The sequence below is a fragment of the Stenotrophomonas sp. YAU14D1_LEIMI4_1 genome (assembly GCF_003086815.1).
Lineage (GTDB): Bacteria > Pseudomonadota > Gammaproteobacteria > Xanthomonadales > Xanthomonadaceae > Stenotrophomonas.
Genome location: NZ_CP025997.1, coordinates 3721612 through 3747420, shown reverse-complemented (window position 1 = coordinate 3747420; position 25809 = coordinate 3721612). Strand labels below are relative to the sequence as shown.

General features: G+C 64.8%; 25 protein-coding genes and 1 pseudogene. 19 read left to right on the top strand and 7 right to left on the bottom strand.

Annotation, left to right across the window (positions count from 1 at the left end; genetic code table 11):
* Positions 1-24: 24 nt before the first annotated feature.
* Positions 25-1161 carry an XVIPCD domain-containing protein gene (locus C1932_RS17250; protein ID WP_108762982.1) on the bottom strand — a complete coding sequence of 379 codons (1137 nt, stop codon included), beginning with the start codon at positions 1159-1161 and terminating at the stop codon, positions 25-27.
* Between the two features lie 27 nt (positions 1162-1188).
* Positions 1189-1593 carry a hypothetical protein gene (locus C1932_RS17245; protein ID WP_108762981.1) on the bottom strand — a complete coding sequence of 135 codons (405 nt, stop codon included), beginning with the start codon at positions 1591-1593 and terminating at the stop codon, positions 1189-1191.
* Between the two features lie 847 nt (positions 1594-2440).
* On the opposite strand from C1932_RS17245, the pseudogene C1932_RS20065 reads away from it, so the two are divergent.
* The 6 genes and pseudogenes from C1932_RS20065 to C1932_RS17215 all read left to right on the top strand — a co-directional run.
* A pseudogene (locus C1932_RS20065) lies at positions 2441-2572 on the top strand (Presumed portal vertex protein); the annotation flags it as partial.
* A gap of 854 nt (positions 2573-3426) precedes the next feature.
* Positions 3427-5079 carry a P-loop NTPase fold protein gene (locus C1932_RS17235; RefSeq protein ID WP_159094559.1) on the top strand — a complete coding sequence of 551 codons (1653 nt, stop codon included), beginning with the start codon at positions 3427-3429 and terminating at the stop codon, positions 5077-5079.
* Between the two features lie 281 nt (positions 5080-5360).
* On the top strand, positions 5361-5810 hold the full coding sequence (locus C1932_RS17230; protein WP_108762979.1) for a GNAT family N-acetyltransferase: 450 nt from the start codon (positions 5361-5363) through the stop codon (positions 5808-5810).
* Positions 5811-5902: 92 nt separating this feature from the next.
* Positions 5903-6313, top strand: a complete 411-nt coding sequence (locus C1932_RS17225) for a hypothetical protein (protein ID WP_159094558.1) — start codon at positions 5903-5905, stop codon at positions 6311-6313.
* Positions 6314-6357: 44 nt separating this feature from the next.
* The gene (locus tag C1932_RS17220; protein ID WP_108762977.1) at positions 6358-6777 is read left to right on the top strand and encodes an H-NS histone family protein; all 420 of its coding nucleotides are present in this window, start codon (positions 6358-6360) and stop codon (positions 6775-6777) included.
* A gap of 100 nt (positions 6778-6877) precedes the next feature.
* Positions 6878-7864, top strand: coding sequence for a glycoside hydrolase family 43 protein (locus tag C1932_RS17215; RefSeq protein ID WP_108762976.1), 987 nt, complete (start codon positions 6878-6880; stop codon positions 7862-7864).
* A gap of 21 nt (positions 7865-7885) precedes the next feature.
* Here C1932_RS17215 and C1932_RS17210 read toward each other — a convergent pair whose 3' ends face one another.
* Complete coding sequence (locus C1932_RS17210; protein WP_108762975.1) at positions 7886-8527, bottom strand: glutathione S-transferase family protein; 642 nt, start codon at positions 8525-8527, stop codon at positions 7886-7888.
* A gap of 212 nt (positions 8528-8739) precedes the next feature.
* Between C1932_RS17210 and C1932_RS17205 the strand changes: the two genes are divergently transcribed.
* Both C1932_RS17205 and C1932_RS17200 read left to right on the top strand, forming a co-directional pair.
* Positions 8740-9693, top strand: coding sequence for an alpha/beta hydrolase (locus tag C1932_RS17205; protein WP_108754261.1), 954 nt, complete (start codon positions 8740-8742; stop codon positions 9691-9693).
* A gap of 72 nt (positions 9694-9765) precedes the next feature.
* Positions 9766-10134, top strand: a complete 369-nt coding sequence (locus C1932_RS17200) for a hypothetical protein (RefSeq protein WP_108762974.1) — start codon at positions 9766-9768, stop codon at positions 10132-10134.
* Here the strand turns inward: C1932_RS17200 and C1932_RS19870 are convergent.
* Positions 10119-10604 (bottom strand): hypothetical protein, encoded by a 486-nt coding sequence (locus C1932_RS19870; RefSeq protein WP_159094557.1) that lies wholly within the window; start codon positions 10602-10604, stop codon positions 10119-10121. The two genes, C1932_RS17200 and C1932_RS19870, sit on opposite strands and share 16 nt — an antisense overlap.
* Positions 10605-10882: 278 nt before the next feature.
* On the opposite strand from C1932_RS19870, the gene C1932_RS17195 reads away from it, so the two are divergent.
* The 3 genes from C1932_RS17195 to C1932_RS17185 all read left to right on the top strand — a co-directional run bounded on the left by C1932_RS17195 (position 10883) and on the right by C1932_RS17185 (position 15157).
* A complete protein-coding gene (locus tag C1932_RS17195) occupies positions 10883-11335 on the top strand; it encodes a PA2169 family four-helix-bundle protein (RefSeq protein WP_108757243.1) in 453 nt (150 codons plus the stop codon).
* A 174-nt stretch (positions 11336-11509) separates the two neighbouring features.
* On the top strand, positions 11510-12388 hold the full coding sequence (locus C1932_RS17190) for an NAD(P)-dependent oxidoreductase (RefSeq protein WP_108763480.1): 879 nt from the start codon (positions 11510-11512) through the stop codon (positions 12386-12388).
* Between the two features lie 234 nt (positions 12389-12622).
* Positions 12623-15157 carry a methyl-accepting chemotaxis protein gene (locus tag C1932_RS17185; RefSeq protein WP_108762973.1) on the top strand — a complete coding sequence of 845 codons (2535 nt, stop codon included), beginning with the start codon at positions 12623-12625 and terminating at the stop codon, positions 15155-15157.
* Positions 15158-15237: 80 nt separating this feature from the next.
* Here the strand turns inward: C1932_RS17185 and C1932_RS17180 are convergent, their stop codons facing one another.
* A complete protein-coding gene (locus C1932_RS17180; protein WP_108762972.1) occupies positions 15238-15624 on the bottom strand; it encodes a DUF2628 domain-containing protein in 387 nt (128 codons plus the stop codon).
* Positions 15625-15840: 216 nt separating this feature from the next.
* Here C1932_RS17180 and C1932_RS19955 point away from each other — a divergent pair, with 216 nt between their 5' ends.
* The 6 genes from C1932_RS19955 to hemC all read left to right on the top strand — a co-directional run bounded on the left by C1932_RS19955 (position 15841) and on the right by hemC (position 22323).
* Entirely contained in the window at positions 15841-16011 is a 171-nt protein-coding gene (locus tag C1932_RS19955; protein ID WP_199911384.1) for a hypothetical protein, read from the top strand.
* A 366-nt stretch (positions 16012-16377) separates the two neighbouring features.
* A complete protein-coding gene (gene mdoH / locus C1932_RS17170) occupies positions 16378-18303 on the top strand; it encodes a glucans biosynthesis glucosyltransferase MdoH (protein ID WP_108762971.1) in 1926 nt (641 codons plus the stop codon).
* A 50-nt stretch (positions 18304-18353) separates the two neighbouring features.
* The gene (locus tag C1932_RS17165) at positions 18354-19013 is read left to right on the top strand and encodes an alpha/beta hydrolase (protein ID WP_108750351.1); all 660 of its coding nucleotides are present in this window, start codon (positions 18354-18356) and stop codon (positions 19011-19013) included.
* Between the two features lie 3 nt (positions 19014-19016).
* Positions 19017-20060: a sensor histidine kinase gene (locus C1932_RS17160; protein ID WP_199911975.1), complete on the top strand. Its 1044-nt coding sequence runs from the start codon at positions 19017-19019 to the stop codon at positions 20058-20060.
* A gap of 10 nt (positions 20061-20070) precedes the next feature.
* Positions 20071-20799 (top strand): LytTR family DNA-binding domain-containing protein, encoded by a 729-nt coding sequence (locus C1932_RS17155; RefSeq protein ID WP_108750352.1) that lies wholly within the window; start codon positions 20071-20073, stop codon positions 20797-20799.
* A gap of 612 nt (positions 20800-21411) precedes the next feature.
* Positions 21412-22323 (top strand): hydroxymethylbilane synthase, encoded by a 912-nt coding sequence (gene hemC, locus C1932_RS17150; protein ID WP_108762970.1) that lies wholly within the window; start codon positions 21412-21414, stop codon positions 22321-22323.
* A 125-nt stretch (positions 22324-22448) separates the two neighbouring features.
* Here hemC and C1932_RS17145 read toward each other — a convergent pair whose 3' ends face one another.
* Positions 22449-23225: a DUF481 domain-containing protein gene (locus tag C1932_RS17145; RefSeq protein WP_108762969.1), complete on the bottom strand. Its 777-nt coding sequence runs from the start codon at positions 23223-23225 to the stop codon at positions 22449-22451.
* Between the two features lie 107 nt (positions 23226-23332).
* Positions 23333-23932: a hypothetical protein gene (locus C1932_RS17140; protein ID WP_108762968.1), complete on the bottom strand. Its 600-nt coding sequence runs from the start codon at positions 23930-23932 to the stop codon at positions 23333-23335.
* An 82-nt stretch (positions 23933-24014) separates the two neighbouring features.
* Here C1932_RS17140 and C1932_RS17135 point away from each other — a divergent pair, with 82 nt between their 5' ends.
* Entirely contained in the window at positions 24015-24986 is a 972-nt protein-coding gene (locus tag C1932_RS17135) for a YafY family protein (RefSeq protein WP_108750356.1), read from the top strand.
* 28 nt (positions 24987-25014) lie between these two features.
* Positions 25015-25809: a MetQ/NlpA family ABC transporter substrate-binding protein gene (locus C1932_RS17130; RefSeq protein WP_108762967.1), complete on the top strand. Its 795-nt coding sequence runs from the start codon at positions 25015-25017 to the stop codon at positions 25807-25809.

Sequence of the window (25809 nt, the reverse complement as noted above, 5' to 3'; positions counted from 1 at the left end):
GACGCCGATAGTGCAGTGACGGCCTTATCTCGAGAACGATGGGTGGTCTTGCATATGCGCCTGCTGTGCTGGCTGCTGTTCAAGGCTCGCTGCTTGTGATCGGCTCAACGCGTCAGCGCGTTGGAGCGATTCCGCCTCCGGTGCGCGAAGCGCATCCATCGTATTCATATGTCCTCGGCGATGGGCAGGATCGTCCATTGCTCCCTCGACTATGAAGACTCTCTCACCACGAGCCAGGCTCTCTGTCGGGTTGTTCAAGACAACATGGTCAACCCGTGAAAGGCCCTGCTCCTTCGCCAGTGCCAGCAGGCTTGCAGACATGCGCTGACTCGACTCGTCCCACGGCTTCCCATGCTCCGCGTCCAGGCGCTCCACACCAGCCCTGATCTGCATATAGAGAGAGCGATCAGCGTCGCCGAGTTCAGGGACTGAGGAGGATGCTCGCTGCCGCGAGGGCGAGTCGTCGGTGACCACGCCGGCGCTCTCCGCAACCGCAGTACGCTCTGGGTCAAATTCTGGATCTGGCCTACGCCGCCGTTGCGTGGGCGCTATTTCCCGGTCGTAGTAGTCGCCATAGTAGAGCTCGTATGTCGCATGAGGACCAACAGACGGAGCCTCTGTCTTGAACACCTCAGCGATCTGCTCCAGTGCTTGGTTACGGTTGATCCGTCCGGCCTGGAGTTCCGCCGCAATGGCTCCATACTGCTGTGGCCGGTTACCAGTGCCTGAAACGCCAATATCTGGGCCGCCAGCCGCAAGGATCTCACGCTGGACCTGGACATTGCTGAGAGTCGCGGCGGCTTCTCCTCGCAACTCGCTGGTCACATAGGCTTGCTTAGAAGTTCGGTTTTCGGGTTCGGTGAAGAGATGGTGCCCAACTTCGTGTGAAAGAGAACTTGCGATCCTTGAGCCTTGCCCAATCGCATTCTCGTCAATAACGATCTTGACGCCGGGAATAAGGTAAGTGCCTTCACCGGCTGCCCCCCATTGGATAACGATACCCTCGCGTCTCGCTTGGGTGAGGCCCGCTTGAAGTGTTGGGGATTTTGCCAGAAGCGGCGCCAACGAAGGGTCGTCCAATGGCGATGCAGGACGTCGTGCGGCTCCTGGGCGGCCTCCATCCTGCGGCAGTGGCAGTCCAAATTCTTCAGTACGCTCCATGCTGCGGCTCCTTCGCAATAACAGGAATCAGCGCTGACTGATCGATATGTAGGTCAGCGTCACGTTATCGGAGTCAAGCCCGAGCACGACCTTTGCATCGTTTACCTGCGCAGACCAGTATGGGCGAGAGCCAGACGCGTCAGGGCGAGGTGGATGTTTGGTGGAGTTCTCCCAGATGATTTCCTCGAGCGCAATGCTTGGTGGTGCGATCTCAAAGATCAGGTTAGCGAGCGCAGGATCGTCAGTGGCAATTCTCAGCCTGATGTTCCGGATCTCAAGGTCGCCCAACTTTCCGTGTTCTGCGATTCGCTCGTCGATCACGTCCTGCCGCGTCGGCTCTCCCAGATGCGTGTGAAGCTGTTCGTTTAGCGCGTCGACATCATAGAAGCGCACCCTAGACAGGCGTTCGATGTCGTTCTTGAATCGCTCCATACCAATTTCACTCCCTGATTTGACGGACTGTCTTTGATCAGATTGATGCGATGGGGCTGGTGAGGCGCCGCTTGAACAGGCCGACAGTACCACCGCTGCAAAGGCTACTGAGAGGCAGCGATACGCTGCTGCCCGGATGTGGCCTCGACCTCTGACCTTTGATGAAAAAGCGCATTTCTCGACCCGTGCATTCATGAAGGCACCTCTCGCGCGAGGATCACTGTCCCGAATCTAGCACAGCGACTTGTTATGTCCGGATCAGAGCTCTGGCTTGATGGCGAGTTGTTGAAATCCGGCACACTGTTAGGCTTGCCGTTTGGGAGGGTGCAAGCGATGCGGAAGCAAGCGGGAAATATTGATAAGGAGGCGAAGCAAGGTAGCCGCAAGTTGAGCGTTCGAGCGACTTGGGATCACGAGCAGTTCCGCTTCTTGTCTGAGCTGATGTCCGTGATGGACGGTGGACTTCTGGTCGTTGGAGTATCTGGTGTAGATCGTGTTGCTGGAATGCAGACGCGAGTATCCGCGGTGCTCTTCTCGAGACAAGGGCAATTATTCTGGCAGGAAGCGTGTGCACCCCAAGCTTCATGCTTGGATCATCAGGAGGTAGCAACGCTCTCCCCGTTCTGGCGTCACTTGCAGCGGATGCTTGCTTGGAGCAGCAAGGTGCGGCCAAAGTACCGTCCGGTCGTATCGGTCACCGAGGACCGGAGTTTCGCTAGGCTAGTCGAACCGCAGTTGGATGAGCGGAACGCGCTCCTCATCAGTGAGTGGCGGTCGAGTTTTGATCTCTCCAAACTCGAGCGCGATCCAGATGGCTGGCGTAAACAGCGGGATCTTGAGTGGCTTTCGCGATGCGGCCACGGTTTGGGCGTCGATGGAACTGGCACCCCTACAGTCGCGTATGGGCATGGTCAACGAGTGGCTCGGCGAGGAAGTCATTACCTTCGCCCCGTTTGACCTGGCGCCCGTAGCACCCTGACGGCTTGCCCGGTGAGCCGGTGCCGGGCCGAGCCGAGCCGAGCCGACCAAGTAGGCCGGCCAAGGGCGGCCTACTTGCGTTTCGAGGGAGTAATCCGTGGTGGGTGCGGCCGTAGTGACGTTGTGGCGGTGAGCGGCTCGTCACGTAAGCCCGTCAGCGGTGCGCTGCCTGGGCAGCAGCAGTAGGCCATGCGCTACTACGACGCTAGATGTAACCGGTGTAACCAGTCTTCCCCCATGACTGGTACGCACCCAAATCATACGCAAGTCGTTGATGTATATGAATTCGAGGCGCGCTGTAACCAGCGTACCAATGTAACCAGCAAAATCAGTGAGTCAGAACTCTCAAGCAGGAAACGGCAGGCGGCAAGGCAGCAGTGATATCGGCAAGACCGTTGGAAGACAGGAGAAGCGGCAGCGAGAGAGGGGCGACAGTGCCCGGACAGGGGCTGTAACCAAAAAAGTGTTCCACAACCCCATTTCATATCTTTCCTGAAACACTGTAAGTAGTGGTGCGTTCTTCTTGGACGCTATTGGATGCCCTCTTGCCTCCATTCTTTGGCGACTGCACGTCTGGCATCCATACGACCGCTCAACTCCTCACCAATCACCCCCATTTGGTGCAGGGATTCGCAGGTGGCGGCATGACCCCTCAGTGCCCCCAGCAGCCTTGCTGGGCCTGCTGCTGGCCCGTGCGCAGGTAGCGCAGAAAAAGCACCCTATGAAGTGCGCAGGCGTGGCGGGGAGACGGGTGCGCACGCCGGTTGCTGAAGCGAGCGGAATTCACTAGCCTGAATGGATTGGCTCGTCACGCTCAGGCTGGCGAGCGTCCGTCTGCCGGCTAGGAGTCGCCGCATGTCTGCTGAGTTAGCTCTCGTTGGATTGATTCAATCGCCGCACGCACGTGCCGTTGCTCTCATTGGAGGGTGGGGACGCGGTAAAACACACATGTGGCGTCAGCTTATTCGGACCACGCCGGACCAGGCTCGCAGCAAATACAGCTATGTTTCTCTCTTCGGTGCTAACAGCGTTGATGATCTGAAACTAGCTATTTTCCAAAAAGAGATTGATGCCGGACCTCCTCCTCAGGAGCCAAATGCATGGTCCAAGTTCAAGAAAAAGTTCAACTGGCGAGATGTGGCTAACTCTGCGTCTCAGCTCGAGAACCCCTGGGTGGGGAACCTGGGCGGCCTCTATCGGACCGTCTCCTTTCTTCGCGTCAAAGATCAGTTGATCTGCTTTGACGATTTCGAGCGAAGAGGCAGGGATCTCGATCTAGAGCAAGTTCTGGGGCTCGTTACATACCTGTGCGAGGAGCGCAACTGCTCTGTGGTGCTGATTCTTAATGACGCGACCATGGAAGGCATCGCGGACTGGAACAAGCATCGCGAGAAGGTGTTTCATGCGGAGGTTTCATATCGCCCTACGACTGAGGCATGCATCGATATCATCTTTGGCGTGAGCGGTACTGACGAATGGTTCGATAGCGCTCGCAACGTGCTATTGCAGCTGGATGTCAGCAACATGCGCATCATGAGTCGAATTAGGGATGCTATCGCTCCCCTAGCTGAGCGCTACAAGAACGCCTCAGTCGAGACGAAGTCCCGGATTAGCGCGGCACTGACTCTGTACAGCTACTGCCACAACGCATCAGGAGAGGGTGCGCCTCCAGTTCAGAGGGCCCTAAGAAACTCCTATGAACGTCTAGCGGCGATTGCGAAAGATGCTGTTCGTAGCGAAGAGGAGCAACGCTGGGAGGAAATCCTCAGTAAGGTTGACTTCTATCCTGATGCGCTTGATGTAGTAGTTGTTGCCTATGTCCAAGATGGCTACATGGACGTAGCTGCGTTCGATGGCCAAGTGCAGCGTCTGGAAGCCGCTCAACAGGCCGATAGTGCCGATCGAGCCTTTAGTGCAGCATGGCATGCCTATCACGACACCTTTGAAGATAACGCGGATCAAGTAGTCAGCATGTTTCAGCAAGCATTCCCTGCTGCGGCATCAGGGATGCACGCGATGAACGCTAATTCGACTATCTCTTTAATGAGGCGCTTGGGGCAGGAAGAGCTAGCGGATGAATTTATAATTCAGTGGATCGCACCGCGTCGTGGTACGCGACGGCATGAACTATCTCTCCAAGAGGCCCAAATCTTCGGGCCGCTAACGGACCAGAAATTCATTGATGCATTGAGTCAGGCGGAACGCGAGGCAGCTTGTGTACCTGACCTTGCCGAAGCCATGTTCACCCTGGCGAAGGGCCAGGGAGGGCTGGATCAGGCGCTGCTCGCGGTCTCTATGGCTGATAAGGACGCGATAGCGCAGTGGCTGAAAGAGAACGCGGGTAAGCTGTCTCGCAGTTTCATGCTAACAAGCATGCAGTACCGGGGCGAAGCGCATGTTGAGGTGGCTCAGGCTTTGGTCAAGGAAGCGTTGGCCGATCTGGCAAGGCAGTCACCTATTAACGCGATCCGCGTAGACGCAATTCTCAGGTCAATCAATGGGGGATGAGGAACTGGCCAGGATGTCTAAACCGGTGGCAAGCGAAAGTTCTCCTATGAGTGAAGTGACTCCTTGGGCGATCCAGTCGTCGAGCCCGCTTGCTCACACGCGATGGCGGTAACTTTGGCGGTAACATGTGGGTGGCCATATCTTGAAACGTCCGTGTGGAGGCCATTTTAAGGCGGTATGTGGGTGCTGGTGGGCCCACCAACGCCTCCATCGCGAGCAAGCTTTCAACACCACGCTCACACCCTCAGCGCCACGCTCAGGCCTCTGCAAGGAGGCTCCCCATGGCACCCACCATTCGCATCGCTTCGTCTTCCGACCTCCCGCAGGTCGCTGCGCTCTTCAACGACTACCGGCAGTTCTACGAACAGCCCGCAGACTTTGAACTTGCAACCACCTTCATGCGCGAGCGGTTGCAGGCCGGCGACTCACTGGTGCTTGTAATTGAATCCGAAGAACACGGAATCGTTGGGTTTACCCAGCTGTACCCGCTGTTCGATTCAGTGAGTGCGCAGCGCAGTTTCATTCTGTACGACCTGTATATCGCGCAATCGGCACGTCGCCAGGGCCTGGCCCGTGCGCTGATGATCGCGGCAACCGATGAGGCGCGTCGGCGGGGTGCTGGCCGGTTGGAGCTGCAGACCGGCCGCAGCAACCTGCCTGCGCAGCGGCTGTACGAAGGCCTGGGATGGGAGCGCGACGACGCCTTCTTCGTCTACGCCATTCACCCGTAACAGGTCCCGGGTAAGCATGTCTCCGCATACGCGGTATTTGAATCCCGTGGCATCATCATGTCTGCATTTACCAGTAGGTGTGGAGTTGCTGGATGAATCATCTGTTTGCAGTTCTGCTGGCAGTTTCCAGTTTCGGTCTGCATGCTGCTGAGCGCGTCGATTCCCTTCCCACCCGTTTTCTCGGCGAGTGGAGCGTGGGGACCAGAGCCTGCGGTGCCGATTGGGACGAATCCATGCTCGTCATCAAGCCCAGGCACATTACCTACTGGGGAAGCACTGGGCCCATCAAGGCCGTGGTAGTTAGCGGACCGCGCGAGATCATGCTCATCGCGGAACTCTCTGGCGAGGGCGAGACCTGGCTGAGCGCCAGCCACTTCAGGCTGAGCGCCGATGGAAATGCCCTGACTGCCGTTGATCGAACCGAGAAACCGTTCATTCGGTATCGATGCCTTGCAGGGCAAGCGGGACGAACCGTTCGCCAGCCAATGTCGAATGGCAAGTAAACCCAACTTGACACCCACCCCGCCACAGTAGACCTTTCCCCCCCATGACTATCAATATCGAATCGCTCAGCCTGCGCGAGCTGGGCGCCTTGGTGGCGGCCGCCGAACAGCGCAAGGCCCTGATCACCTCCCGTCGCCCGGCCGCCGCCGTGCGCCGCCTGCTGAAGGCCGCCGCGGCCGAAGCCGGTTACACCATCGAAGAGCTGTTCGGTGACGACGCCGACGCCGCGCCCGCGCCGGCCCGCAAAACCACTCGCCGCAAGTCCGGCAAGGTGGCGCCCAAGTACCGCGATCCCGAATACAAGCGCCTGACCTGGACCGGCCGCGGGCGCATGCCGCGCTGGCTGGCCGCCAAGGTGTCCAAGGGCCACAAGGTCACCGATTTCCTGATTCCCGGCCTGGCCAAGCCGACCGCGGGCAAGACCAGCACCATCGGCAAGCGCACCGTCATCAAGAAGGCCTGAGGCCTGCATCCCACTCCCGCATGCGGAGTGGGACCGCCTTCGCATTCCTTATCTGGATCGATCTAATATGCTCCCTCCATCCAGCACGGGAGCGCACGGCATGGCGTTGGGGAAGTGGATGATGGCCGCCTGCATGGCGGTGGCACTGGCATCGGGCGCGCAGGCCGCGTCGCCGGTCACCTCGGGTAATCCGATCCTGCAGGGCTGGTACGCCGATCCGGAAGCGGCCGTGTTCGGCAGCCGCTACTGGATCTTTCCGACCACCTCGGCCGTGTACGAAGCGCAGACCACTTTCGATGCGTTCTCGTCGCCCGATCTGCTGCACTGGACCAAGCATGCCGACGTACTGAACGCCAAGGCAGTGCCGTGGGCCAAGCGCGCGATGTGGGCGCCGTCGGTAGTGGAAAACAACGGCAAGTACTACTTCTTCTTCGCTGCCAACGACATCAAGAACGATAGCGAGCTGGGTGGCATCGGCGTGGCCGTGGCCGACCGCCCGCAAGGCCCCTACAAGGATCTGCTGGGCAAGCCGCTGGTGGGCGCCTTCCACAATGGCGCCCAGCCCATCGACCAGTTCGTGTTCAAGGATGACGATGGCGCCTGGTACATGATCTACGGCGGTTGGAAGCACGCCAACATCGTGCGCCTGAAGGACGATTTCACCGGCGTGCTGCCGCTGGCCGATGGCACGCTGTTCAAGGAAATCACCCCGGCCCCGGAATACGTGGAGGGCCCGTTGATGTTCAAGCGCGGCGGCCGCTATTACTTCATGTGGTCCGAAGGCGGTTGGGGCAGCCCGGATTACTCGGTGGCCTATGCCATTGCCGATGCACCGACGGGGCCGTTCAAGCGCGTCGGCAAGATCCTGCAGCAGGATGAAGCCATCGCCACCAGCGCTGGCCACAACTCGGTGATCCAGGTGCCGGGCACCGACCGCTGGTACATCGTCTACCACCGTCGCCCACACGGTGACAGCGCCCGCGACCACCGGGTGACCGCCATCGAGCGCATGCAATTCGATGCGCAGGGCCACATCCTGCCGGTGAAGATCACCCATGAGGGCGTGGCGGCCGATCCACTGCGCTGAGGCCGGCCGAGCGGCAGGCCATCAGGCGTTCTGGAACACTGCCAGCTGCGCGGCGAACGCGCGCTGGTAGGCCGGCCGTGCCGTCGCACGCGCCACGTAGGCGGCCAGCAACGGGAATTCATCGACGATGCCGCTGCTCTTCAGGCGCAGCAGCACCGACACCATCAACAGATCGGCGGCGCTGAAGCCGCCCTCCAGCCAGGGGCCATCGCCCAGCCGTGCGGACAGTTCGCCCAGCCGCCGCCGCACGCGCTCATCCAGCATCACCAGCCGCTGCGCATACCAGGGCTGTTCGCGTTCCAGCACCCAGGCCAGCGAGCGTTCGACAATCGGCGGCTCCACCGTGTTCAACGCGGCGAACATCCACATGATCGCGCGCATGCGTGCGTTGCCATCGGGCGGCAGCAGGCCGGCATGCTGTTCGGCCAGGTGCAGGATGATCGCGCCCGATTCGAACAGCACCAGGTCGCCGTCTTCATACGTGGGAATCTGCCCGAACGGATGAAGCGCGCGGTGCGCCGGTTCCTTCATTTCAGCGAAGCCCAGCAGGCGTACGTCGTAGGCCAGGCCCAGTTCTTCCAGTGCCCAGCGCACCCGCATGTCGCGGGCCAGGCCCTGGCCACGGTCGGGGGAGGTGGCAAAGGCGGTGATGGTCGGTTGCATGCTGCGGCTCCTGCGGGAAACGGGCTGCGTTACCTGTTCCGACGAACGACGGGGCGGGCAATCGACAGGCCGCGCGAAGGCATCAAAAGAGGTGCGGCCGCAGCACATCGATCCAATACGGTCGATCAAGTTTTACGGACCATTCGTCACCGATGCGCCCCGTTCCGGGCGCACAGTAGCGCCTGTCCAACCACCCAAGACGAGGTTCCCCCATGAAATTTGCTACCCGTACCCTGGCCGCCGCCGTGCTGGCCCTGTCCGTGCAGGCCGGCGTGTCCGCCCAGGCGGCCGAGCCGGCCAAGCCGGCCGCTGTCACCAGCATTGCCCGCACCGCCAGCTACATCACCACCGCCGATGGCGTGCAGCTGTACTACAAGGATTGGGGCCCGAAGGACGGCCCGGTCGTCACCTTCAGCCACGGCTGGCCGCTGAACTCGGACAGCTGGGAATCGCAGATGATCTTCCTGGCCAACCACGGTTACCGCGTGATCGCGCACGACCGCCGTGGCCACGGCCGTTCCAGCCAGCCCTGGGATGGCAACGACATGGATCATTACGCCGATGACCTGGCCACGGTGATCAACACCCTGGACCTGCACGACGTGACCCTGGTGGGCTTCTCCACCGGCGGCGGCGAAGTGGCGCGCTACATCGGCCGCCATGGCACCGGCCGGGTGAAGAAGGCCGTGCTGATCAGCTCGGTGCCGCCGTTCATGCTGAAGACCGCCGACAACCCCAACGGTCTGCCGATCGAAGTGTTCGACGGTATCCGCAAGGCGCAGATGGAAAACCGCGCGCAGCTGTACAAGGACATTCCGTCGGGCCCGTTCTACGGCTTCAACCGCCCGGGCGCGAAGGTTTCCCAGGGCCTGATCGACGCCTGGTGGGCGCAGGGCATGCAGGGTGGTCACAAGAACACCTACGATTCGATCGCTGCATTCTCGGCCACCGACTTCCGCGCCGACCTGAAGAAGTTCGATGTGCCGACCCTGGTCATCCACGGTGATGACGACCAGATCGTGCCGATCGACATCTCCGGTCGCCAGTCGGCCAAGCTGATCAAGGGCGCCAAGCTGATCGTGTACCCGGGTGCGCCGCACGGCCTGACCGACACCCACAAGGACAAGGTCAACCAGGACCTGCTGGCCTTCCTGCAGCAGAAGTAAGGCACCAGCGCCCCGGCAACCTGCCGGGGCGTTGTCACGTGAGGGAAGGGCTCGCGCCTGCGATACTGGGCCATGCACACCACGTCCCTCACCGTCACCCTGGAAGCTGCGTTCCTGGGACTGCGCGCGCTGCCATGGTTTGCGCTGGCGCACAACAGCCTGAACCCGCGCCTGATCCTGCACGCGGACCGTGTGGAATACCGCGTGCTGCGCCGCCATGAGCGCCCCTACAGCGCGATTGCCGAAGTGGACTACCGGAACTGGCGCAGTACGCAGAACATCGTGTTGGCGTTTGAAGGAAGCGCGTTCACCTTCATTGCCAATACCGGGGTTCTGGGCCGCACGCGGGGGGCCATTGCGCGATTGCAGGCGCAGGGCTGCGTGTTGTCACCGCGTGCGCAGGCGCTGCTGGGAAGCGTCACTCATCAGCCCATGCGTTGAGCAGACCACCTGGCGCCGATTGAGTTCCGCTTCGCAGACGGTGCTACGGTCTCGGCCTTTGTTTGATCGGGCTTGCCTGGCCGCGGCGCGGTACCCACACAGGACAGCAGGGTCATGGTCTGCGGTGAAAACGCGGACACGCTGTCCCGCGTAACAGCTCCGCCTTTCCGGGCGCAGTTGCGATCCAGTGCATCCAGCGTCGAAAGTGACTGCTGGCGCGCATCGAGCTCCAGCAGGCCATCGGCCTGTTCGGTATGGACCAGCTCTATCGTTTCACCCGTCCCAAGCCGATAAACGCGTCGCAGCTGCGATGGCGCCGCCCTGGCTGACGATGCGTAGGGTCCGGATTCTTCGATCAAGGTGAAGTCATCCATCCGCGGAGCATGTGTACTGCCGTCTGCCGCTCGTGCTGGACCGGTCGCACCGAGTAGAAGGAAGAGCAGGCATGCCGAAGTGACCAGGGTGTTCATTGTGGAACCGCCTTTTCCAGATGACTGCACGAGACTGTGCACAGGCTGAATCTAGGCGTGGGGCAACGCCCATTGAAAGAAGCAAAAGCGTCGGCAATTGCTGCAATCACGTGAAGCGGCTGCAACGCCGCGTGAAGCAGTCAGCGCCGGTTCTACAGCGTGATTCCCGCATCAATCGCTGCTCACCCGCACCGCACACGCGTTCGATCACTGTGGCTGCGCACGGCAACGGTCATGCACCGATGCCCCTTCCCGCAGATCCGAAAAGGAGCCACGCCATGAGCACCCAGTCCACCATCGAAAGCCGTCTGAACGACCTGATCGAAATCGCTCGCGACGGCAAGTCCTTCTATGAAGAAGCGGCCACCAAGGTGAAGGATGCCGAGCTGTCGGCACTGTTCACCCGCATCGCCGGCGTCAAGGCGCGCATCGTGACCTCGCTGAGCGGCGCGGTGGCGGCCACCGGCGGCAAGCCGGCCGAGCACGGCACCCTGGTCGGTTCCATGCAGCAGTTCTACGGCAAGGTACGCGCCGCCTTCGGCGATACCAACTACGGCTACGTGGCCGAGCTGGAAGAATCGGAAGACCGTCTGCTGGCCGCGTTCAAGGACGTGCTGAAGGAAAACGACCTGCCGCCGGCCGTGCGCCAGGAAGTGACCCAGTGGCTGCCGGACGTGCAGGAATGCCACGCCGTGATGCGCACCCGCAAGCACGCAATGAAGGCCGCTTGATCGCCTGAACGTTTCTGGCTGACCCCCACCAGCCAACCCGGGCCCCGCCACATGGCGGGGCCTTTCTGTGCGTGCGCGCACAACTGCAATGCGCTGCTCTCGCAGTGGTCGCACGGCCTGCCTAGAATCGCTTCATCCCGGTACGTTCCGGGCGCTGTCGAGTGAATGGATTCCATGAAGATTCTGCTGACCGGAAGCTCCGGCCGCATCGGCCGCGCGATCTTTGGTGCACTGGCGGCGCAGCACGAGGTGATCGGGCTGGACCGCAGCCCGTTCGCCACCACGCGCATCGTGGCCGACGTGACTGACCGCACGGCGCTGCAGCGCGCCCTGGATGGCGTGGATGCGGTGATCCACACCGCCGCCCTGCACGCGCCGCATGTGGGGCTGGTGGACGAAGCGGTGTTCCAGACGGTGAACGTGGACGCGACCGCGCAGCTGCTGCAGCTGGCGCGGCAGGCGGGTGTGCGGCGGTTCGTACTGACCAGCACGACGGCGCTGTATGGCCACGCGGTGGTGCCTGGCGGCTGCCGTTGGATCGACGAAGACACCCAGCCGCAGCCGCGCACCATCTACCACCGCAGCAAGCTGCAGGCCGAAGCACTGGCCGAGCAGGCCGCATCGGCAAGCTTCAGCGTGCGGGTGCTGCGCATGGGCCGTTGTTTCCCGGAGCCGCCCGAGCGGATGGCGCTGTTCCGCCTGCATCGGGGCATTGATGCACGCGATGTGGCCAGCGCGCATGCGGCGCTGCTGCTGGACGAAGGTGGCGCGTTCCAGCGCTACATCGCCTGCGGCGCCAGCCCGTTCCAGCGCGAGGATTGCCTGCAGCTGGCCGTTGATACTCGCCAGGTGCTGGCGCGCCGCGCGCCGCAGTTGCTGGCGGAATTCGAGCGCCGTGGCTGGCCGCTGCCGCCGTCGATCGACCGGGTGTACGACAGCCGCCGGCTGCAGCAGCAGCTGGGCTGGCAGCCGCGCCACGGGCCCGAAGATGTGTTGCAGCAGTACGCCGCCGGCAGCATTGAAGTGTTGCCCCGCGCGATGGCCCGACCGTAACCCGTAGCGTCGAGCTTGCTCGACGGCCATGAAGCCCAGCGCGCGCCGGGCACCTGGCCAACCCACAAGGCTGAGCGCGTTCAGCTTCCGCGCCCACCCCGGCTCAACCTGTGCGGCGCGCGGCCGTTAACCCGGTGCGCGCCTTCTTCTGGAAGGTGGCCCGCGCGAGGGATCGCGCATCTGCGCGGTGCCCCCACCGGTGCCGGTTGTCCTGAATCATCTGCGGATACTTCCATGTCGCCTTCCCGTTCTACGGCTGCCCGTCGCCCCGGCAGCATTGCCCACAAGCTGATGCTGGGCACCGCGCTGATCGCACTGCTGTGCTTCGGCCTGACCGCCTTCCTGATCTACCGCCAGGCCAGCAGCAGCCTGATCAACGCTTCGCGCCAGACCATGGCCAGCGAAGCCAATGCCGAAGCACGCAAGGTCGCCGCCGACCTGGGCACGGCCTTCGCCAGCAACGACGCCATGGCCGAGGCCGTCCTGGCCCAGCGCGCGCGGGGCGATGTGCCTGACCGCGCCAGCCTGGCCGCCATCATCGGCGAGCAGCTGCACGCGCACCCGGAATGGCTGGGCAAGAGCACCATGTGGGAAGCCGATGCCTTCGACGGCAAGGACGCCGAATTCGTGAACACCGAGGCGCACGACGCCACCGGTCGCTACATGAGCTACTGGGCCTGGCAGGACGGCAAGCCGACCCAGTCGCCCATGACCGACTACACCGACAGCGCCAGTGGCTCTGCCGACTGGTACGTGGGGCCCAGCCGCGACAAGCTGCCCAAGGTCAGCGAACCTTACGCCTACGACATCGGAGGCCAGAAAGTGCTGATGAGCACCTTGAGCACGCCGATCGTGGAGAACGGCACGTTCCTGGGTGTGTTCACCGTCGATTTCTCGCTGGCCGCTCTGCAGAAGCACCTGGCCACGCTGGCACCGATGGGCGCCGGCCGGGTCGAGCTGCTGTCGCCCAAGGGCGTGGTGCTGGCCGCGGCCAACCCGGCCGAGATCGGCAAGCCGCGCAGCGATGCCGGCACCCGCGCCATGCTGCAGCAGATTGCCGCCGACAAGACCGTGGAAGCCTTCGAGCCGGACGATGCCGGCAACGTGCGCCTGTACGTGCCGCTGAAGATCGGCAACGCGCCGCAGCGATTTGCCCTGGGCGTGGTGGTGCCGCATGCAGTGATCGTGGCCGAAGCGCGCCAGTTGCTGTGGCTGACCCTGCTGGTGGGCGTGGTGGCCGCGCTGACCCTGAGTGCCGGTGTGTACGTGCTGCTGCGCCGCCTGGCGATCCGTCCGCTGGCCGAAGCCGTGCGCATCGCTGGCGATGTGGCCGCCGGCAAGCTGGATTCGGCCATGCCCGCACGCAGCAACGATGAAGTGGGCCGGTTGCTGGAGGCGATGCAGGCCATGCGTGGCCAGCTGCAGGCGGTCATGGCCGCCCAGGCCGAGATGGCGCAGCGCCACGATGCCGGGCAGATCAGCTACCGCATGGATGCCTCGGCATTCCCGGGCGAGTATGGCCGCATGGTGGCCGACAGCAACCAGCTGGTGGCGTCCAGCAATGCGGTCACCCAGCGCCTGGTGGAGGTGATGCAGCGCTACGCCGTGGGCGACCTGAGCGTGGACATGGAAGCGCTGCCGGGCGAAAAAGCGGTGTTCACCGCGGCCATGGCCACCACCAAGAACAACCTGGGCGCGATCAACGATCAGATCCAGCAGTTGGCCGCCGCTGCCGCCGCCGGTGATTTCGCCGTGCGCGGCGATGCCCAGCGCTTCGAGCATGATTTCCGCCGCATGGTGGAAACCCTGAACACCATGATGCAGGTGAGCGACCACAACCTGGCCGCGCTGTCCACGCTGCTGCGCGCGATCGCCGCCGGCGACCTCAGCACGCGCATGCAGGGTGATTTCCACGGTGTGTTCGCGGTGATGCGCGACGATGCCAACAGCACCGTGCAGCAGTTGACCCAGATCGTCAGCCAGATCCAGCAGTCGGCCGCCAGCATCCGCCTGGCCGCCGGCGAGATTGCATCGGGCAACAACGATCTGTCGCGCCGTACCGAAACGCAGGCGGCCAACCTGGAAGAAACCGCCGCGTCGATGGAAGAGCTGACCTCCACCGTGCGTCAGAACGCCGAGCACGCCCAGCAGGCCAACAGCCTGGCGGCGTCGGCGGCCGGCGTGGCCAGCGAAGGCGGGCAGGTGGTCGGCCGGGTGGTGCAGACCATGGAAGAGATCGAAAGCTCGTCGCAGCGCATTGCCGAAATCATTTCGGTCATCGACGGCATCGCCTTCCAGACCAACATCCTGGCGTTGAACGCGGCGGTGGAAGCGGCGCGTGCCGGTGAGCAGGGCCGCGGTTTCGCCGTGGTGGCCAGCGAAGTGCGCGCGTTGGCACAGCGCTCGGCGGGCGCGGCCAAGGAGATCAAGGAGCTGATCGATGCCTCGGTGGCCCATGTCGGTGCCGGTGCGCAGCTGGTGCACGGTGCCGGCCGCACCATGCAGGACATCGTGGGCCAGGTGGGCCGGGTGAACGAGATCATGGCCGAGATCTCGGCCGCCTCGCGCGAGCAGTCCGCCGGCATCGAGCAGGTGAACCAGACCGTGGTGCAGATGGACGAAACCACCCAGCAGAACGCCGCGCTGGTGGAAGAAGCCACGGCCGCTGCGCGGGCCATGGAAGAGCAGGCCGAACAGCTGGCGGTGGCGGTGTCGCGTTTCCGCCTGCAGGCCGATGCCACGGCGGCGAAGGTGCTGCGCGCCGCCTGAGGGCTGGAAACGAAGACGCCCGGCGGGGGCCGGGCGTCGTGTGCATCCTTGCCGCGCGTCCGTGCGTAGGTCTGATTCGCTCAGAACATTCCTTCAAACGGGTTCCAGCTGGTGCTGCCCTTCACCTGTTCCAGGTAGTAGGCGTAGTTGGTGCTGGAGGCCACCAGGAAGTTGGTGGCGATGAACAGGGCGCGGGCGACGATTTCCGGCAGTACGAAGGCCAGCGCCATCAGCACGATGTTGATGCCGATCACCACGATCGCCTTGCGCCACATGCCCAGGATGAACAGGTAGATGGCGCCGAAGAAGAACGCGAAGAAGTTCAGGTTGATCTTCAGCCGGTCGCCGAAGGACAGGGCCTTCCAGGCCTGCTTGAAGCCGGGCTCCTTGGGGGCGCCGTGCCGCTGGTAGAAGGCAAAGCGGAACTGCCACTTCTGACTGAAACGGGAGAGGTCTACGGTATTCATTGAGTAGGGACATCCCTGTAAGAAAACGTTTTCATGATAAATGGCGGCGCATTCAGGTGGTACAGGTTCGCGTCAAAAATGTGACGCTCTGCTCAGGAATTCGGCGCGTCGGGCGGTCGCACCGTCACCCACCCGCCTTGTTTTTAGGATAGGGTGCGCAGTTCCGCTGGCGCCCCGGCTTCATCCAGGCGTTGGCGGAATGTCCATGGAGGTTGCATGACCACAGCTGCTACACCGGAAAACGCACCGGGACCGGTGCTTCTGCCGACACCTGAAGTGGTGCAGGCACAACAACTGCTTGCCCGCCAGCAACTGGCGGTGGCGATGGAGCGCGCGCGCGCGGCGGCCAGCGGTGCCGCAAACACACCGGCACTGGCCGACGAGTGATACCTGCCGGGGCCGGGATCGCGTTGGCCGACTGACGCGACCGGCCCACTTCTGTGCCTATTCATGAGAGTTGTTCTCATTTGTCACGATCCAGCCCGGCGCTCTCCTGCTGATTGCTGAATGGGGACATTTACCGGCGCAAACCTTCGCACTGGGCTTACATTTGCCCGCCTAGACTGGGCCGCATTTTTTCGATTCCGCCCCGTTGGAGATCGTGTGGGTTCCGGTAGTGACAGACATCGACTGCGCGGCGTGAAGCCCTTGCAGACTGGACAAGTGCGGGCGCCGGGAAGGCGCGCCGGGAACCTTGGTGCATGCAGCCCGGCCGGGATGGCAGGGCGCGGCCCTTGGGCGGAATAGGCCTGCGTGGAAGTTCAAACCCACAACCCGAGCACGGGCAACCCGGAGCTGGATGCCGGCTGGGCCCTGCTGCCTGCCGAATCGCCGCTGGCCATGCCCGAGCAGAGCCTGGGCGAGGGCGCGCTGAAGGTGCGCCGCCACCGCACCTCGCCGCGCCTGATCGGCCTGCGCCGCCTGTATATCCTGGGTGGCACCGCCGTGATGACCGCCGCCGCCACCCGCATGATGTGGCGGGTGCTGTCGGGCAATGGCATCAGCGTGCTGGAAGCCTGCCTGCTGGTGCTGTTCGTCGGCCTGTTCGCCTGGATCGCGCTGTCCTTCGCCAGTGCCGTGGCTGGCTTCCTGACTGCCGTGTTCGACCGCGGCTACCGCCTGGGCATCGACCCGGACAAGCCGCTGCCGGTGGTGCACAGCCGGACCGCGCTGCTGATGCCCACCTATAACGAAGATCCGCGCCGCCTGCTGGCCGGCCTGCGTGCCATCTATGAATCGGTGGCGGCCACCGGCCAATTGCAGCGCTTCGACTTCTTCGTGCTCAGCGACACCCGCCGCGAGGACATCGCCCGCGCCGAAGAGCTGGTGTTCAACGAACTGCGCGAGCTGGTTCCTGACGGCCAGGTGCGCCTGTTCTACCGCCGCCGCAGCGACAACAGCGGCCGCAAGGCCGGCAACATCGCCGATTGGGTGCGCCGCTTCGGCGGTGCCTACCCGCAGATGCTGATCCTGGACGCCGACAGCCTGATGACCGGCGACAGCATCGTGCGCCTGGTGGCCGGCATGGAACACAACGCCGACGTCGGCCTGATCCAGACCCTGCCGTCCGTGATCGGCGGGCGCACGCTGTTCGCCCGCATGCAGCAGTTCGGCGGGCGCGTGTACGGCCCGGTCATCGCCCGCGGCGTGGCCTGGTGGCACGGCGCCGAGAGCAACTACTGGGGCCACAACGCGATCATCCGCACCCGTGCCTTCGCCGACCACGCCGGGTTGCCGGCGCTGCCCGGGCGCAAGCCCTTCGGCGGCCACGTGCTCAGCCACGATTTCGTGGAAGCCGCGCTGATGCGCCGCGGTGGCTGGGCCGCGCATATGGTGCCGTACCTCGGCGGCAGCTATGAGGAAGGCCCGCCCACCCTGACCGATCTGCTGGTGCGCGACCGCCGCTGGTGCCAGGGCAACCTGCAGCACGGCAAGGTAGTGGGCAGCCGTGGCCTGCACTGGATCAGCCGGGTGCACATGCTGATCGGCATCGGCCATTACTTCACTGCGCCGATGTGGGGCATGCTGATGCTGATCGGCATCGCCATCCCGCTGTTCCAGGAAGGCATCGATTTCAATGCCGTGCTGCATCTGTCGCCCAGCGTCTACTGGCGTGCGCAGGATGAAGTGCAGGTGGTGCGGCTGTTCGGCGCCACCATGGCCGTGCTGCTGATGCCCAAGGTGCTGGGCTACCTGGCCATGCTGCTGGACCCGGTGGATCGCCGCGGCTGTGGTGGTGCGATCCGTGCGTTCGTGTCGATGCTGGTGGAAACCGTGCTGGCCGCCCTGATGGCGCCGGTGGTGATGTACGTGCAGTCGCGCGGCGTGGCCGAAGTGCTGTCCGGGCGCGATTCGGGCTGGGATGCGCAGCAGCGCGACGACGGCGGCATTTCCTGGTGGGCGCTGGTACGCGGCTACGGCGGGCTGGGCCTGTTCGGCGCGTTCATGGGCCTGCTGGCGTGGGCCGTGTCGCCGTCACTGGCGGCCTGGATGGCGCCGGTGGTGATCGGCATGGTGCTGGCCATTCCGGTGGTGGCGCTGACCTCCTCGCGCGCGCCCGGTGCCTTCCTGCATCGCCTGGGCCTGCTGGATATTCCCGAAGAGAATCTGCCGCCGCCGGTACTGGTGCGCGCCGCGCAGCTGCGCCGCGAGGCTGCCGAACAGCCGCCGCTGTACTGACCCCCGCGTGGCACCGGCATAATGCGGCTCGAACGTACAGGAGCCGCAACATGCTGCAAACGGTGGAACAGGAAACCGGCGCTTCGCCGCAGTGGTCGGTCATCTGGCTGCACGGCCTGGGCGCCGACGGCCATGACTTCGCACCCATCGTGCCCGAACTGGTACGCCCGCACTGGCCGGCGCTGCGCTTCGTGTTCCCGCATGCGCCGGTGCGGCCGATCACCATCAACAATGGTGTGCCGATGCGCGGTTGGTACGACATCGTCGGCATGGACTTCCGTTCGCGCGCCGACATGGCCGGCGTGCGTGAATCGATGGCGCAGCTGGACGCGCTGATCGCCCGCGAGATCGAGCGCGGCATCGCCGCCGACCACATCTTCCTGGCGGGCTTCTCGCAGGGGGGCGCGGTGATCCTGAGCGCCGCGCTGGCGCGCACCGCACCGCTGGCCGGTCTGATCGCGCTGTCCACCTACCTGCCCGACGCGCAGAGCGCCACCCGTGTGGAAGGCGCCGTGGATGTGCCGGTGTTCATGGCCCACGGCACCGGCGATCCGGTCATTCCGCTGCCGGTGGCCGAGCACAGCGCGCAGGTGCTGCGCGACTTGGGGCTGCAGCCGCAGTGGCACAGCTACCCGATGGCCCACCAGGTCTGCGCCGAGGAAATAGACGCGCTGGGCGATTGGCTGCAGCAACGGCTGGGCGTGGCCTGAGCCATGGCCGCTGCCAGCGCTGCCCCATGGATGCCGGAACTGTGCCGCCTGCCGCGGCTGGCCGCCATGCTGGGCTTGGCCGAGCTGGTCGTGGTGGTGCTGGCGCTGGCGCCCGATGGCAGCCGGCACTGGACGCTGGGCGAGCTGGCTTCGGCCAGCGGCTTCGCGCTGTGGCTGGCGCTGGCCGTCAGCATCAGCCTGTGTGCGCTGCGGCGGCCGTTGTCACGCCTGCCCGAATCGCTGGGCGCCGTGGCCGCCGTCGCCCTGGCGGCGCTGATCGCCGTGGCCTGCGCGGCCATCATCCATGCGCTGTATGCCGTCCTGGGTGACAACTTCACGCGTGGCATCAGCTTCCTGCGCTTCACCCTGGGCAGTGCCGCCACCACCGCGCTGATCACCGCCCTGGCGCTGCGCTATTTCTATGTGAGTGATCGCTGGGCCGCACAGCTGCAGGCCAATGCACGCGCACAGGCCGATGCGCTGCAGGCGCGCATCCGCCCGCACTTCCTGTTCAACAGCATGAACCTGATCGCCAGCCTGCTGCACCGTGACCCGGCCGTGGCCGAGCGCGCGGTGCTGGATCTGTCCGATCTGTTCCGTGCGGCGCTGGGCGCGGGCGAGGGCGATGCCACCCTGCGCGAAGAATGTGAACTGGCCGAGCGCTACCTGTCCATTGAGTCGCTGCGGTTGGGTGATCGCCTGCAGGTGCGCTGGCAACGCGACGAACCGCTGCCGTGGGAGCTGCCGATGCCGCGCCTGGTGCTGCAGCCGCTGGTGGAAAACGCTGTGCTGCACGGCATTTCGCGGTTGCCGGAGGGTGGCACGATTGAACTGCACCTGGCCCGGCAGGGCGATGAACTGCAGATCACCGTGCGCAATCCCGCACCTGACCCGCAGGCGCCGGGGCTGGCGCTGGCACGTGGCGCGGGCCATGCCCAGCACAGCATCGGCCATCGCCTGGCCTGGCGCTTCGGCCGCGGTGCGCGGATGACGGCAGGCTGGAGCGAAGGCTACTATGCCTGCCAGGTGACAGTGCCGATCCAATGAAGGAGCGACCGTGAGGGTGGTCATCGCCGATGACGAACCGCTGGCCCGTGAACGCCTGCGCAGCCTGCTGGCCGCGCAGGAGGGCATCGAGGTAGTGGCCGAAGCCGGCAACGGCGAGCAGGCGCTGCACGCCTGTGCGGAACTGCAACCGGACCTGGTGCTGCTGGACATCGCCATGCCGGGGCTGGATGGCCTGGAAGCGGCCCGCCACCTGGCCAGTTTCGAGCCGCGTCCGGCAGTGGTGTTCTGCACGGCCTACGATGCCCATGCGCTGTCGGCGTTCGAAGCGGCGGCCATCGACTACCTTATGAAGCCGGTACGCGCCGAGCGGCTGGCCGCGGCGATCGCCCGCGCGCGGACGTTCCTGGCCGGTCGTGATGGCCAGCCGCAGCACAACGGTGGCCAGGCCCGCAGCATGCTGTGCGCGCGCCTGCGCGGCAGCCTGCGGCTGATTCCGCTTGACGATATCCACTACCTGCAGGCCGAAGAGAAGTACGTGGTGGTGCACCACGCACGCGGCGAAGACCTGATCGAGGAATCGCTGAAGTCGCTGGAGGAAGAGTTCGCCAGCCGCTTCGTACGCATTCACCGCAACTGCCTGGTGGCGCGCCACGAGCTGGTGGAACTGCGGCGTGGCACGGGCGGGCAGGTGCAGGCGGTGCTGCGGCATGGCAAGCAGCCGCTGGAAGTGAGCCGCCGCTGCGTGGCGACGCTGAAGCAGGAAGTACGGCATCTGTAGGGGGGCCGCGCGGCCTGCGGCCGCGACCGCTTCGAGATCAACAGCAACAGCCACAGCGGGTTTGTCGGCTCGTGGTTGTTGCGTGTTGGGTGAGGCGGGATGGGCGGGCGGGACACGCCGTTAACCCATCCATGGGGGCTCGTAGGCGCCATGCTCGCGCGCGCAATCCTGCGCGCCCGGCAAGACCGGGGTTGGGCGTCCTGCCCAACCCGCCCGAGGCATGCCTCGGGCCCATGGCGCCTGCGGTCCCGCCCGCCCATCCCGCCTCACCCCTCTCGTTTTCCCTGGGTCGGACAGCAAAAGCAGAGTTGTTATCGGGTGGGGAAAGAAATGTAGAGTCGAGCCACGCTCGACTCAGAGCGAAGCGACCCGCTTTTGCTCTTTTCTTTTGATCTTCCGTGGCGGCGGCGCACGGAAACTGTCAGAGGCCGGGGCGGTGGGGGCAGGCGGGGTGTCCGCGGCATGGATGCCGCGGCCAAGCCCCCATGGATGGGTTGACGGCGTCCCCGCCTGACCCCACCGCCCCGGCCATGCGCGATACATCCAATCAGCCGACGCCACGAGGGGCTCCGCCGTTGGCCGGATCCGCGCCGGAGGCGCGATAATGCACTGATGGAAACCGTCCGCATCGCCACCCGCAAGAGCCCGCTCGCCCTCTGGCAGAGCGAACACGTCGCCGACCGCCTGCGCCAGGCCCACCCGGGCCTGCACGTGGAACTGGTACCGATGAGCACCCGCGGCGATGAGGTGCTGGACCGCTCGCTGGCCGCCATCGGTGGCAAGGGCCTGTTCCTGAAGGAACTGGAGCTGGCCATGCTGCGCGGTGAGGCCGATTGTGCGGTGCATTCGCTGAAGGATGTGCCGATGGAACTGGATGCGCCCTTCGCGCTGCCGGCCATGCTGACCCGGCACGACCCGGCCGATGGCTTCGTCTCCAACCTCTATGCCTCGCTGGATGCGCTGCCGATCGGTGCCCGCGTGGGCACGTCATCGCTGCGCCGCCAGGCCCAGTTGCGTGCGCTGCGCCCCGACCTGCAGCTGCTGGATCTGCGCGGCAACGTGAACACACGCCTGGCCAAGCTGGACAACGGCGGCTACGACGCCATCGTGCTGGCGGTGGCCGGGCTGGAGCGCCTGGGGCTGGGCAACCGCATTGTCGCCCGCCTGCAGCCGCCGCAGTGGCTGCCGGCGCCGGCGCAGGGCGCGGTGGCGGTGGAGTGCGATGGCGGCAACGCGCGCCTGATGACCTTGTTTGCCGGCCTGGATGACGCGGCCACGCGTGCCTGCGTGGAAGCCGAGCGGGCGATGAACCGCGCGCTGCATGGCAGCTGCCACGTGCCGGTGGCGGCCATCGCGCAATGGCAGGGCGATGCTCTGCACCTGCAGGGCCTGGTGGGCAGTGCCAGCGATGGCCGGGCGGTGCGCGCCGAAGCGGTCGGGCCGGGCAGCGATCCGGACACGCTGGGCCAGCAGGTGGCAACGATGCTGCTCGACGCCGGCGCCGGCGAACTGCTGAACGTCTGACCGAACCCGGATTCCGTAGAGTCGAGCTTGCTCGACTGCTTCCTCTGTAGAGTCGAGCCATGCTCGACTGCTGTTGGCCATGCAGAAGAGCAGTCGAGCATGGCTCGACTCTACAAAACCGTTTCTTATTTGAACTTGTAGACCACGTTCATCGTGGTCAGCGTATCGGTCTTGCGCTTGTCGTCGGCCACGTCGCTGTTGTAACGCGCCTGCCAGCCGGCCTTCAGTGCCAGGTGTTCGTTCATGCTCACCGACACGCCGAAGTCGTTCTGGCCGAAGGTGTTGTACGAGCCTGATTCCACCAGCAGGTTGTTGATCAGGTCGGTGTTGTCGGTCAGCGAATACTTCAGCTCGAACTGGCCCTGGCCGATCAGGCCGGTACGGGTGCGGTCGTCTTCGGTGCTGTGGGTGCGGCTGACACCGGGGCCGATCAGCGCGTCGAAGTAGAAGCGGTCGGTGTTCCACAGGCGGGTGCCGTAGCCCAGACCCAGCGAGCTGCGGCGGTCGTAGGTGGCGAAGTCATCGCGCTCGAAACGCACCTTGGCCGACAGCTGGCGGTGTTCGCCCAGCTGCAACGCGCTGCCGGCGCTGCCGGTGTAACGGTTGGCCGTGGTGTTGGTGCGGCGCGTGGTGGTGCCGTCGTCGTTGGTTTCGGTCACCTTGGAACTGGAGCGCAGGCCGAACAGATCCATGGTGTGCACCCAGTCATCGTCGGTGTAGCGCAGGCGCAGGCTGCCGTTGGCGCTTTCGGTGCTGCTGTTGCCACGCGCCGACGCGAAGCCCAGCTCGCCGCCGCTGCCACTCCATGGCGAGGTCATCGCCGCCAGCTCGGATGCGTCCTGCGCGTAGGCCAGCGGCGCGCACAGCAGCAGGGGGACCAGCAGGGACAAACGCAGGGACATCAAGGCTTCTCCGAAGCGGTTAACAACCGGTGATGATACTGGATGGTCGATGACAGGCCGACCCATCGTGGCCCACGCTTCAGCAGGCGTTGCCGCCGCTCCCCCATTCAGGGCAGATCGACGCGCAGCGCAGGGTCGTTGAAGCGCGAATAGCGCAGCCGCAGCTGGTACGGCCCATCCTGGGCGGTGCCGCTGCGCATGATCTGCCGCGGCAGGCCTTGGTCGTCCACCCAGTAATCCAGGTGTTCGCCGGGGCCGCTGCGCAGCCGGTAGTGGCGCGTGGCCACGCCGTCCAGCGACTGGCTGCCCAGGTCTTCCACCTGCAGGGCTGCCGGGTCGGCGTCGGCCGGCAGCGGGCTGCGCCACTGTTCCAGCGCGCCCGCCGGCAGCGGCACCTGGCGGATCGCTCCCTCGGCCTGCAGGAACAGCGTGTCGCCGATGATGATCTGCGCCCCGGCCGGGGTTTCCACCCGGAAGCGGTCCGGTGCCACGAAGTCCATCGCGCTGCGCACCGGGCGCGGGCCGCCGCGCACGTCCAGCTCGGCGTGGAAGCTGCGCAGGGCGGCAAAGCGCTGGCTGGCCGCCAGCACCGTCTGGGCCGCATCGGCAGCGGGCACCGGGGTGACGGCCGTGGCCGGCGCGGGCGCGCGATCGCAGCTGGCCAGCAGCAGGCAGGCCAGCAGGGGCAGGGCGGGCAACCGGCGCATCGGGCATGTCCATGGGGCAGGGGGCGCCCACGATAGCCCAAAGCCCCCACACAACGCCCGCGACTCGGACATAATCGGGGGTATGGACCGATACGAACGCATCACCGCCCTGCATCGTCTGCTCAAGTCCGCTCGCTACCCGGTGACGGTGGCGACGCTGCAGGACAAGCTTGCCTGTTCCCGCGCCACCGTCTACCGCGACCTGGCCTTCCTGCGCGATGCGCTGATGGCGCCGATCGAGGGCGATGGCGAGGCCGGCTTCCGCTACCAGGCCGATGAAAGCGATCGTTTCGAACTGCCGGGCCTGTGGCTCAGCTCGGAAGAGCTGCACGCCCTGCTGGCCTCGCAGCACCTGCTGGCGCGCACCGGCGGCGGCGTGCTGTCGTCGGTGCTGGCGCCGCTGCAGCAGCGTATCGAGGGCCTGCTGGCCGCCCAGGCCGGCGTATCCAGCTGGCCGGTGGACCGGGTGCGGGTCATTCCGCACCGCGGCCGCAAGTTCGATGAAGCCAGCTTCCGCACCGTGGCGTCGGCGGTGCTGGAGCGCAAGCAGTTGGCATTTGAATACCGCGCCCGCTCCACCGACGAGCCGACCCGGCGCACGGTGTCACCGCAGCGCCTGACCCACTACCGCGACAATTGGTACCTGGATGCCTGGGACCACGACCGCGAGGCGCTGCGCAGCTTCGCCGTGGATCGCGTGTACAAGGCGCGGGTGGTGGACGAGGGCGCCAGGGACGTGGCCGACACCGAGCTGGACGAACAGCTGGGCGCCAGCTACGGCATCTTCTCCGGCGCGCCCAAGGGCTGGGCGACCATCCTGTTCAGCGCCAAGGCGGCGCGCTGGGTGGCCGACGAGCACTGGCATTCCAAGCAGCAGGGGCGTTTCCTGCCCGATGGCCGCTACGAACTGAAAGTGCCCTACAGTGTTTCGCGCGAGCTGCTGATGGATGTGCTGCACTACGGCTCGGACGCCGAGATCGTCGAACCGGTGATGCTGCGCGAGCAGGCCAAGGCACTGCTTGACCTGGCCCTGAGCAACTACGAAAAATCCTGACCCTCCCCCCGAGAGACCCCCTGCACCCATGAAGAAGACCCTGTTGCTGCCCCTGTTCGCCGCTGCGCTGGCCCTGACCGCCTGCGGCAAGTCCGGTGAGCCCTCGCAGAAACTGGTGGTGGCCGCCACGGCGGTGCCGCACGCGGAGATCCTGGAGGTGGTCAAGCCGATCCTGAAGCAGGAAGGCGTGGAACTGGACGTGCGCGTGTTCAACGACTACGTGCAGCCCAACGACCAGCTGGTGCAGAAGCAGGTGGACGCCAATTACTTCCAGACCGAGCCGTACCTGGATGCCTACAACCGTGATCGCAAGACCGATCTGACCAAGGTGATCGGCGTGCACATCGAGCCTTTCGCTGCGTACTCGCGCAAGGTGAAGTCGCTGGCCGAGCTGCGCGAAGGCGCCGACGTGGTCATCCCCAACGATCCCAGCAACAACAGCCGCGCGCTGATCCTGCTGCACAAGGCCGGGGTGATCGAGCTGAAGGACCCGACCAACGCGCTTTCCACCCAGCGCGACATCGTGTCCAACCCGAAGAAGCTGAAGTTCCGCGAGTTGGATTCGGCCATGCTGCCGCGCGTGCTGGACCAGGTGGACCTGGCCCTGATCAACACCAACTACGCGCTGGATGCCGGCCTGAACCCGACCCAGGATGCGCTGGCGATCGAGAGCAAGGATTCGCCGTACGTGAACTTCCTGGTGGCGCGCCCGGACAACAAGGACGATGCGCGCGTGCAGAAGCTGGCCAAGGCGCTCACCAGCCCGCAGGTGAAGACCTTCATCGAAACCAAGTACAAGGGCTCGGTGCTGCCCGCGTTCTGA

Excerpts from the sequence above, each read along its gene's own strand:
- C1932_RS17250 (WP_108762982.1), bottom strand. The coding sequence starts at position 1,161 with ATGGAGCGTACTGAAGAATTTGGACTGCCACTGCCGCAGGATGGAGGC.
- C1932_RS19870 (WP_159094557.1), bottom strand. The coding sequence starts at position 10,604 with ATGAACACCCTGGTCACTTCGGCATGCCTGCTCTTCCTTCTACTCGGT.
- hemC (WP_108762970.1), top strand. The coding sequence starts at position 21,412 with ATGGAAACCGTCCGCATCGCCACCCGCAAGAGCCCGCTCGCCCTCTGG.
- C1932_RS17220 (WP_108762977.1), top strand. The coding sequence starts at position 6,358 with ATGACTATCAATATCGAATCGCTCAGCCTGCGCGAGCTGGGCGCCTTG.
- C1932_RS17130 (WP_108762967.1), top strand. The coding sequence starts at position 25,015 with ATGAAGAAGACCCTGTTGCTGCCCCTGTTCGCCGCTGCGCTGGCCCTG.
- C1932_RS17160 (WP_199911975.1), top strand. The coding sequence starts at position 19,017 with ATGGCCGCTGCCAGCGCTGCCCCATGGATGCCGGAACTGTGCCGCCTG.
- C1932_RS17180 (WP_108762972.1), bottom strand. The coding sequence starts at position 15,624 with ATGAATACCGTAGACCTCTCCCGTTTCAGTCAGAAGTGGCAGTTCCGC.
- C1932_RS17235 (WP_159094559.1), top strand. The coding sequence starts at position 3,427 with ATGTCTGCTGAGTTAGCTCTCGTTGGATTGATTCAATCGCCGCACGCA.
- C1932_RS17245 (WP_108762981.1), bottom strand. The coding sequence starts at position 1,593 with ATGGAGCGATTCAAGAACGACATCGAACGCCTGTCTAGGGTGCGCTTC.
- C1932_RS17140 (WP_108762968.1), bottom strand. The coding sequence starts at position 23,932 with ATGCGCCGGTTGCCCGCCCTGCCCCTGCTGGCCTGCCTGCTGCTGGCC.
- C1932_RS17200 (WP_108762974.1), top strand. The coding sequence starts at position 9,766 with ATGCACACCACGTCCCTCACCGTCACCCTGGAAGCTGCGTTCCTGGGA.
- C1932_RS17230 (WP_108762979.1), top strand. The coding sequence starts at position 5,361 with ATGGCACCCACCATTCGCATCGCTTCGTCTTCCGACCTCCCGCAGGTC.
- C1932_RS17210 (WP_108762975.1), bottom strand. The coding sequence starts at position 8,527 with ATGCAACCGACCATCACCGCCTTTGCCACCTCCCCCGACCGTGGCCAG.
- C1932_RS17145 (WP_108762969.1), bottom strand. The coding sequence starts at position 23,225 with ATGTCCCTGCGTTTGTCCCTGCTGGTCCCCCTGCTGCTGTGCGCGCCG.
- C1932_RS17135 (WP_108750356.1), top strand. The coding sequence starts at position 24,015 with ATGGACCGATACGAACGCATCACCGCCCTGCATCGTCTGCTCAAGTCC.
- C1932_RS17190 (WP_108763480.1), top strand. The coding sequence starts at position 11,510 with ATGAAGATTCTGCTGACCGGAAGCTCCGGCCGCATCGGCCGCGCGATC.
- C1932_RS17195 (WP_108757243.1), top strand. The coding sequence starts at position 10,883 with ATGAGCACCCAGTCCACCATCGAAAGCCGTCTGAACGACCTGATCGAA.
- C1932_RS17205 (WP_108754261.1), top strand. The coding sequence starts at position 8,740 with ATGAAATTTGCTACCCGTACCCTGGCCGCCGCCGTGCTGGCCCTGTCC.
- C1932_RS17165 (WP_108750351.1), top strand. The coding sequence starts at position 18,354 with ATGCTGCAAACGGTGGAACAGGAAACCGGCGCTTCGCCGCAGTGGTCG.
- C1932_RS17225 (WP_159094558.1), top strand. The coding sequence starts at position 5,903 with ATGAATCATCTGTTTGCAGTTCTGCTGGCAGTTTCCAGTTTCGGTCTG.
- C1932_RS19955 (WP_199911384.1), top strand. The coding sequence starts at position 15,841 with ATGACCACAGCTGCTACACCGGAAAACGCACCGGGACCGGTGCTTCTG.
- C1932_RS17185 (WP_108762973.1), top strand. The coding sequence starts at position 12,623 with ATGTCGCCTTCCCGTTCTACGGCTGCCCGTCGCCCCGGCAGCATTGCC.
- C1932_RS17215 (WP_108762976.1), top strand. The coding sequence starts at position 6,878 with ATGGCGTTGGGGAAGTGGATGATGGCCGCCTGCATGGCGGTGGCACTG.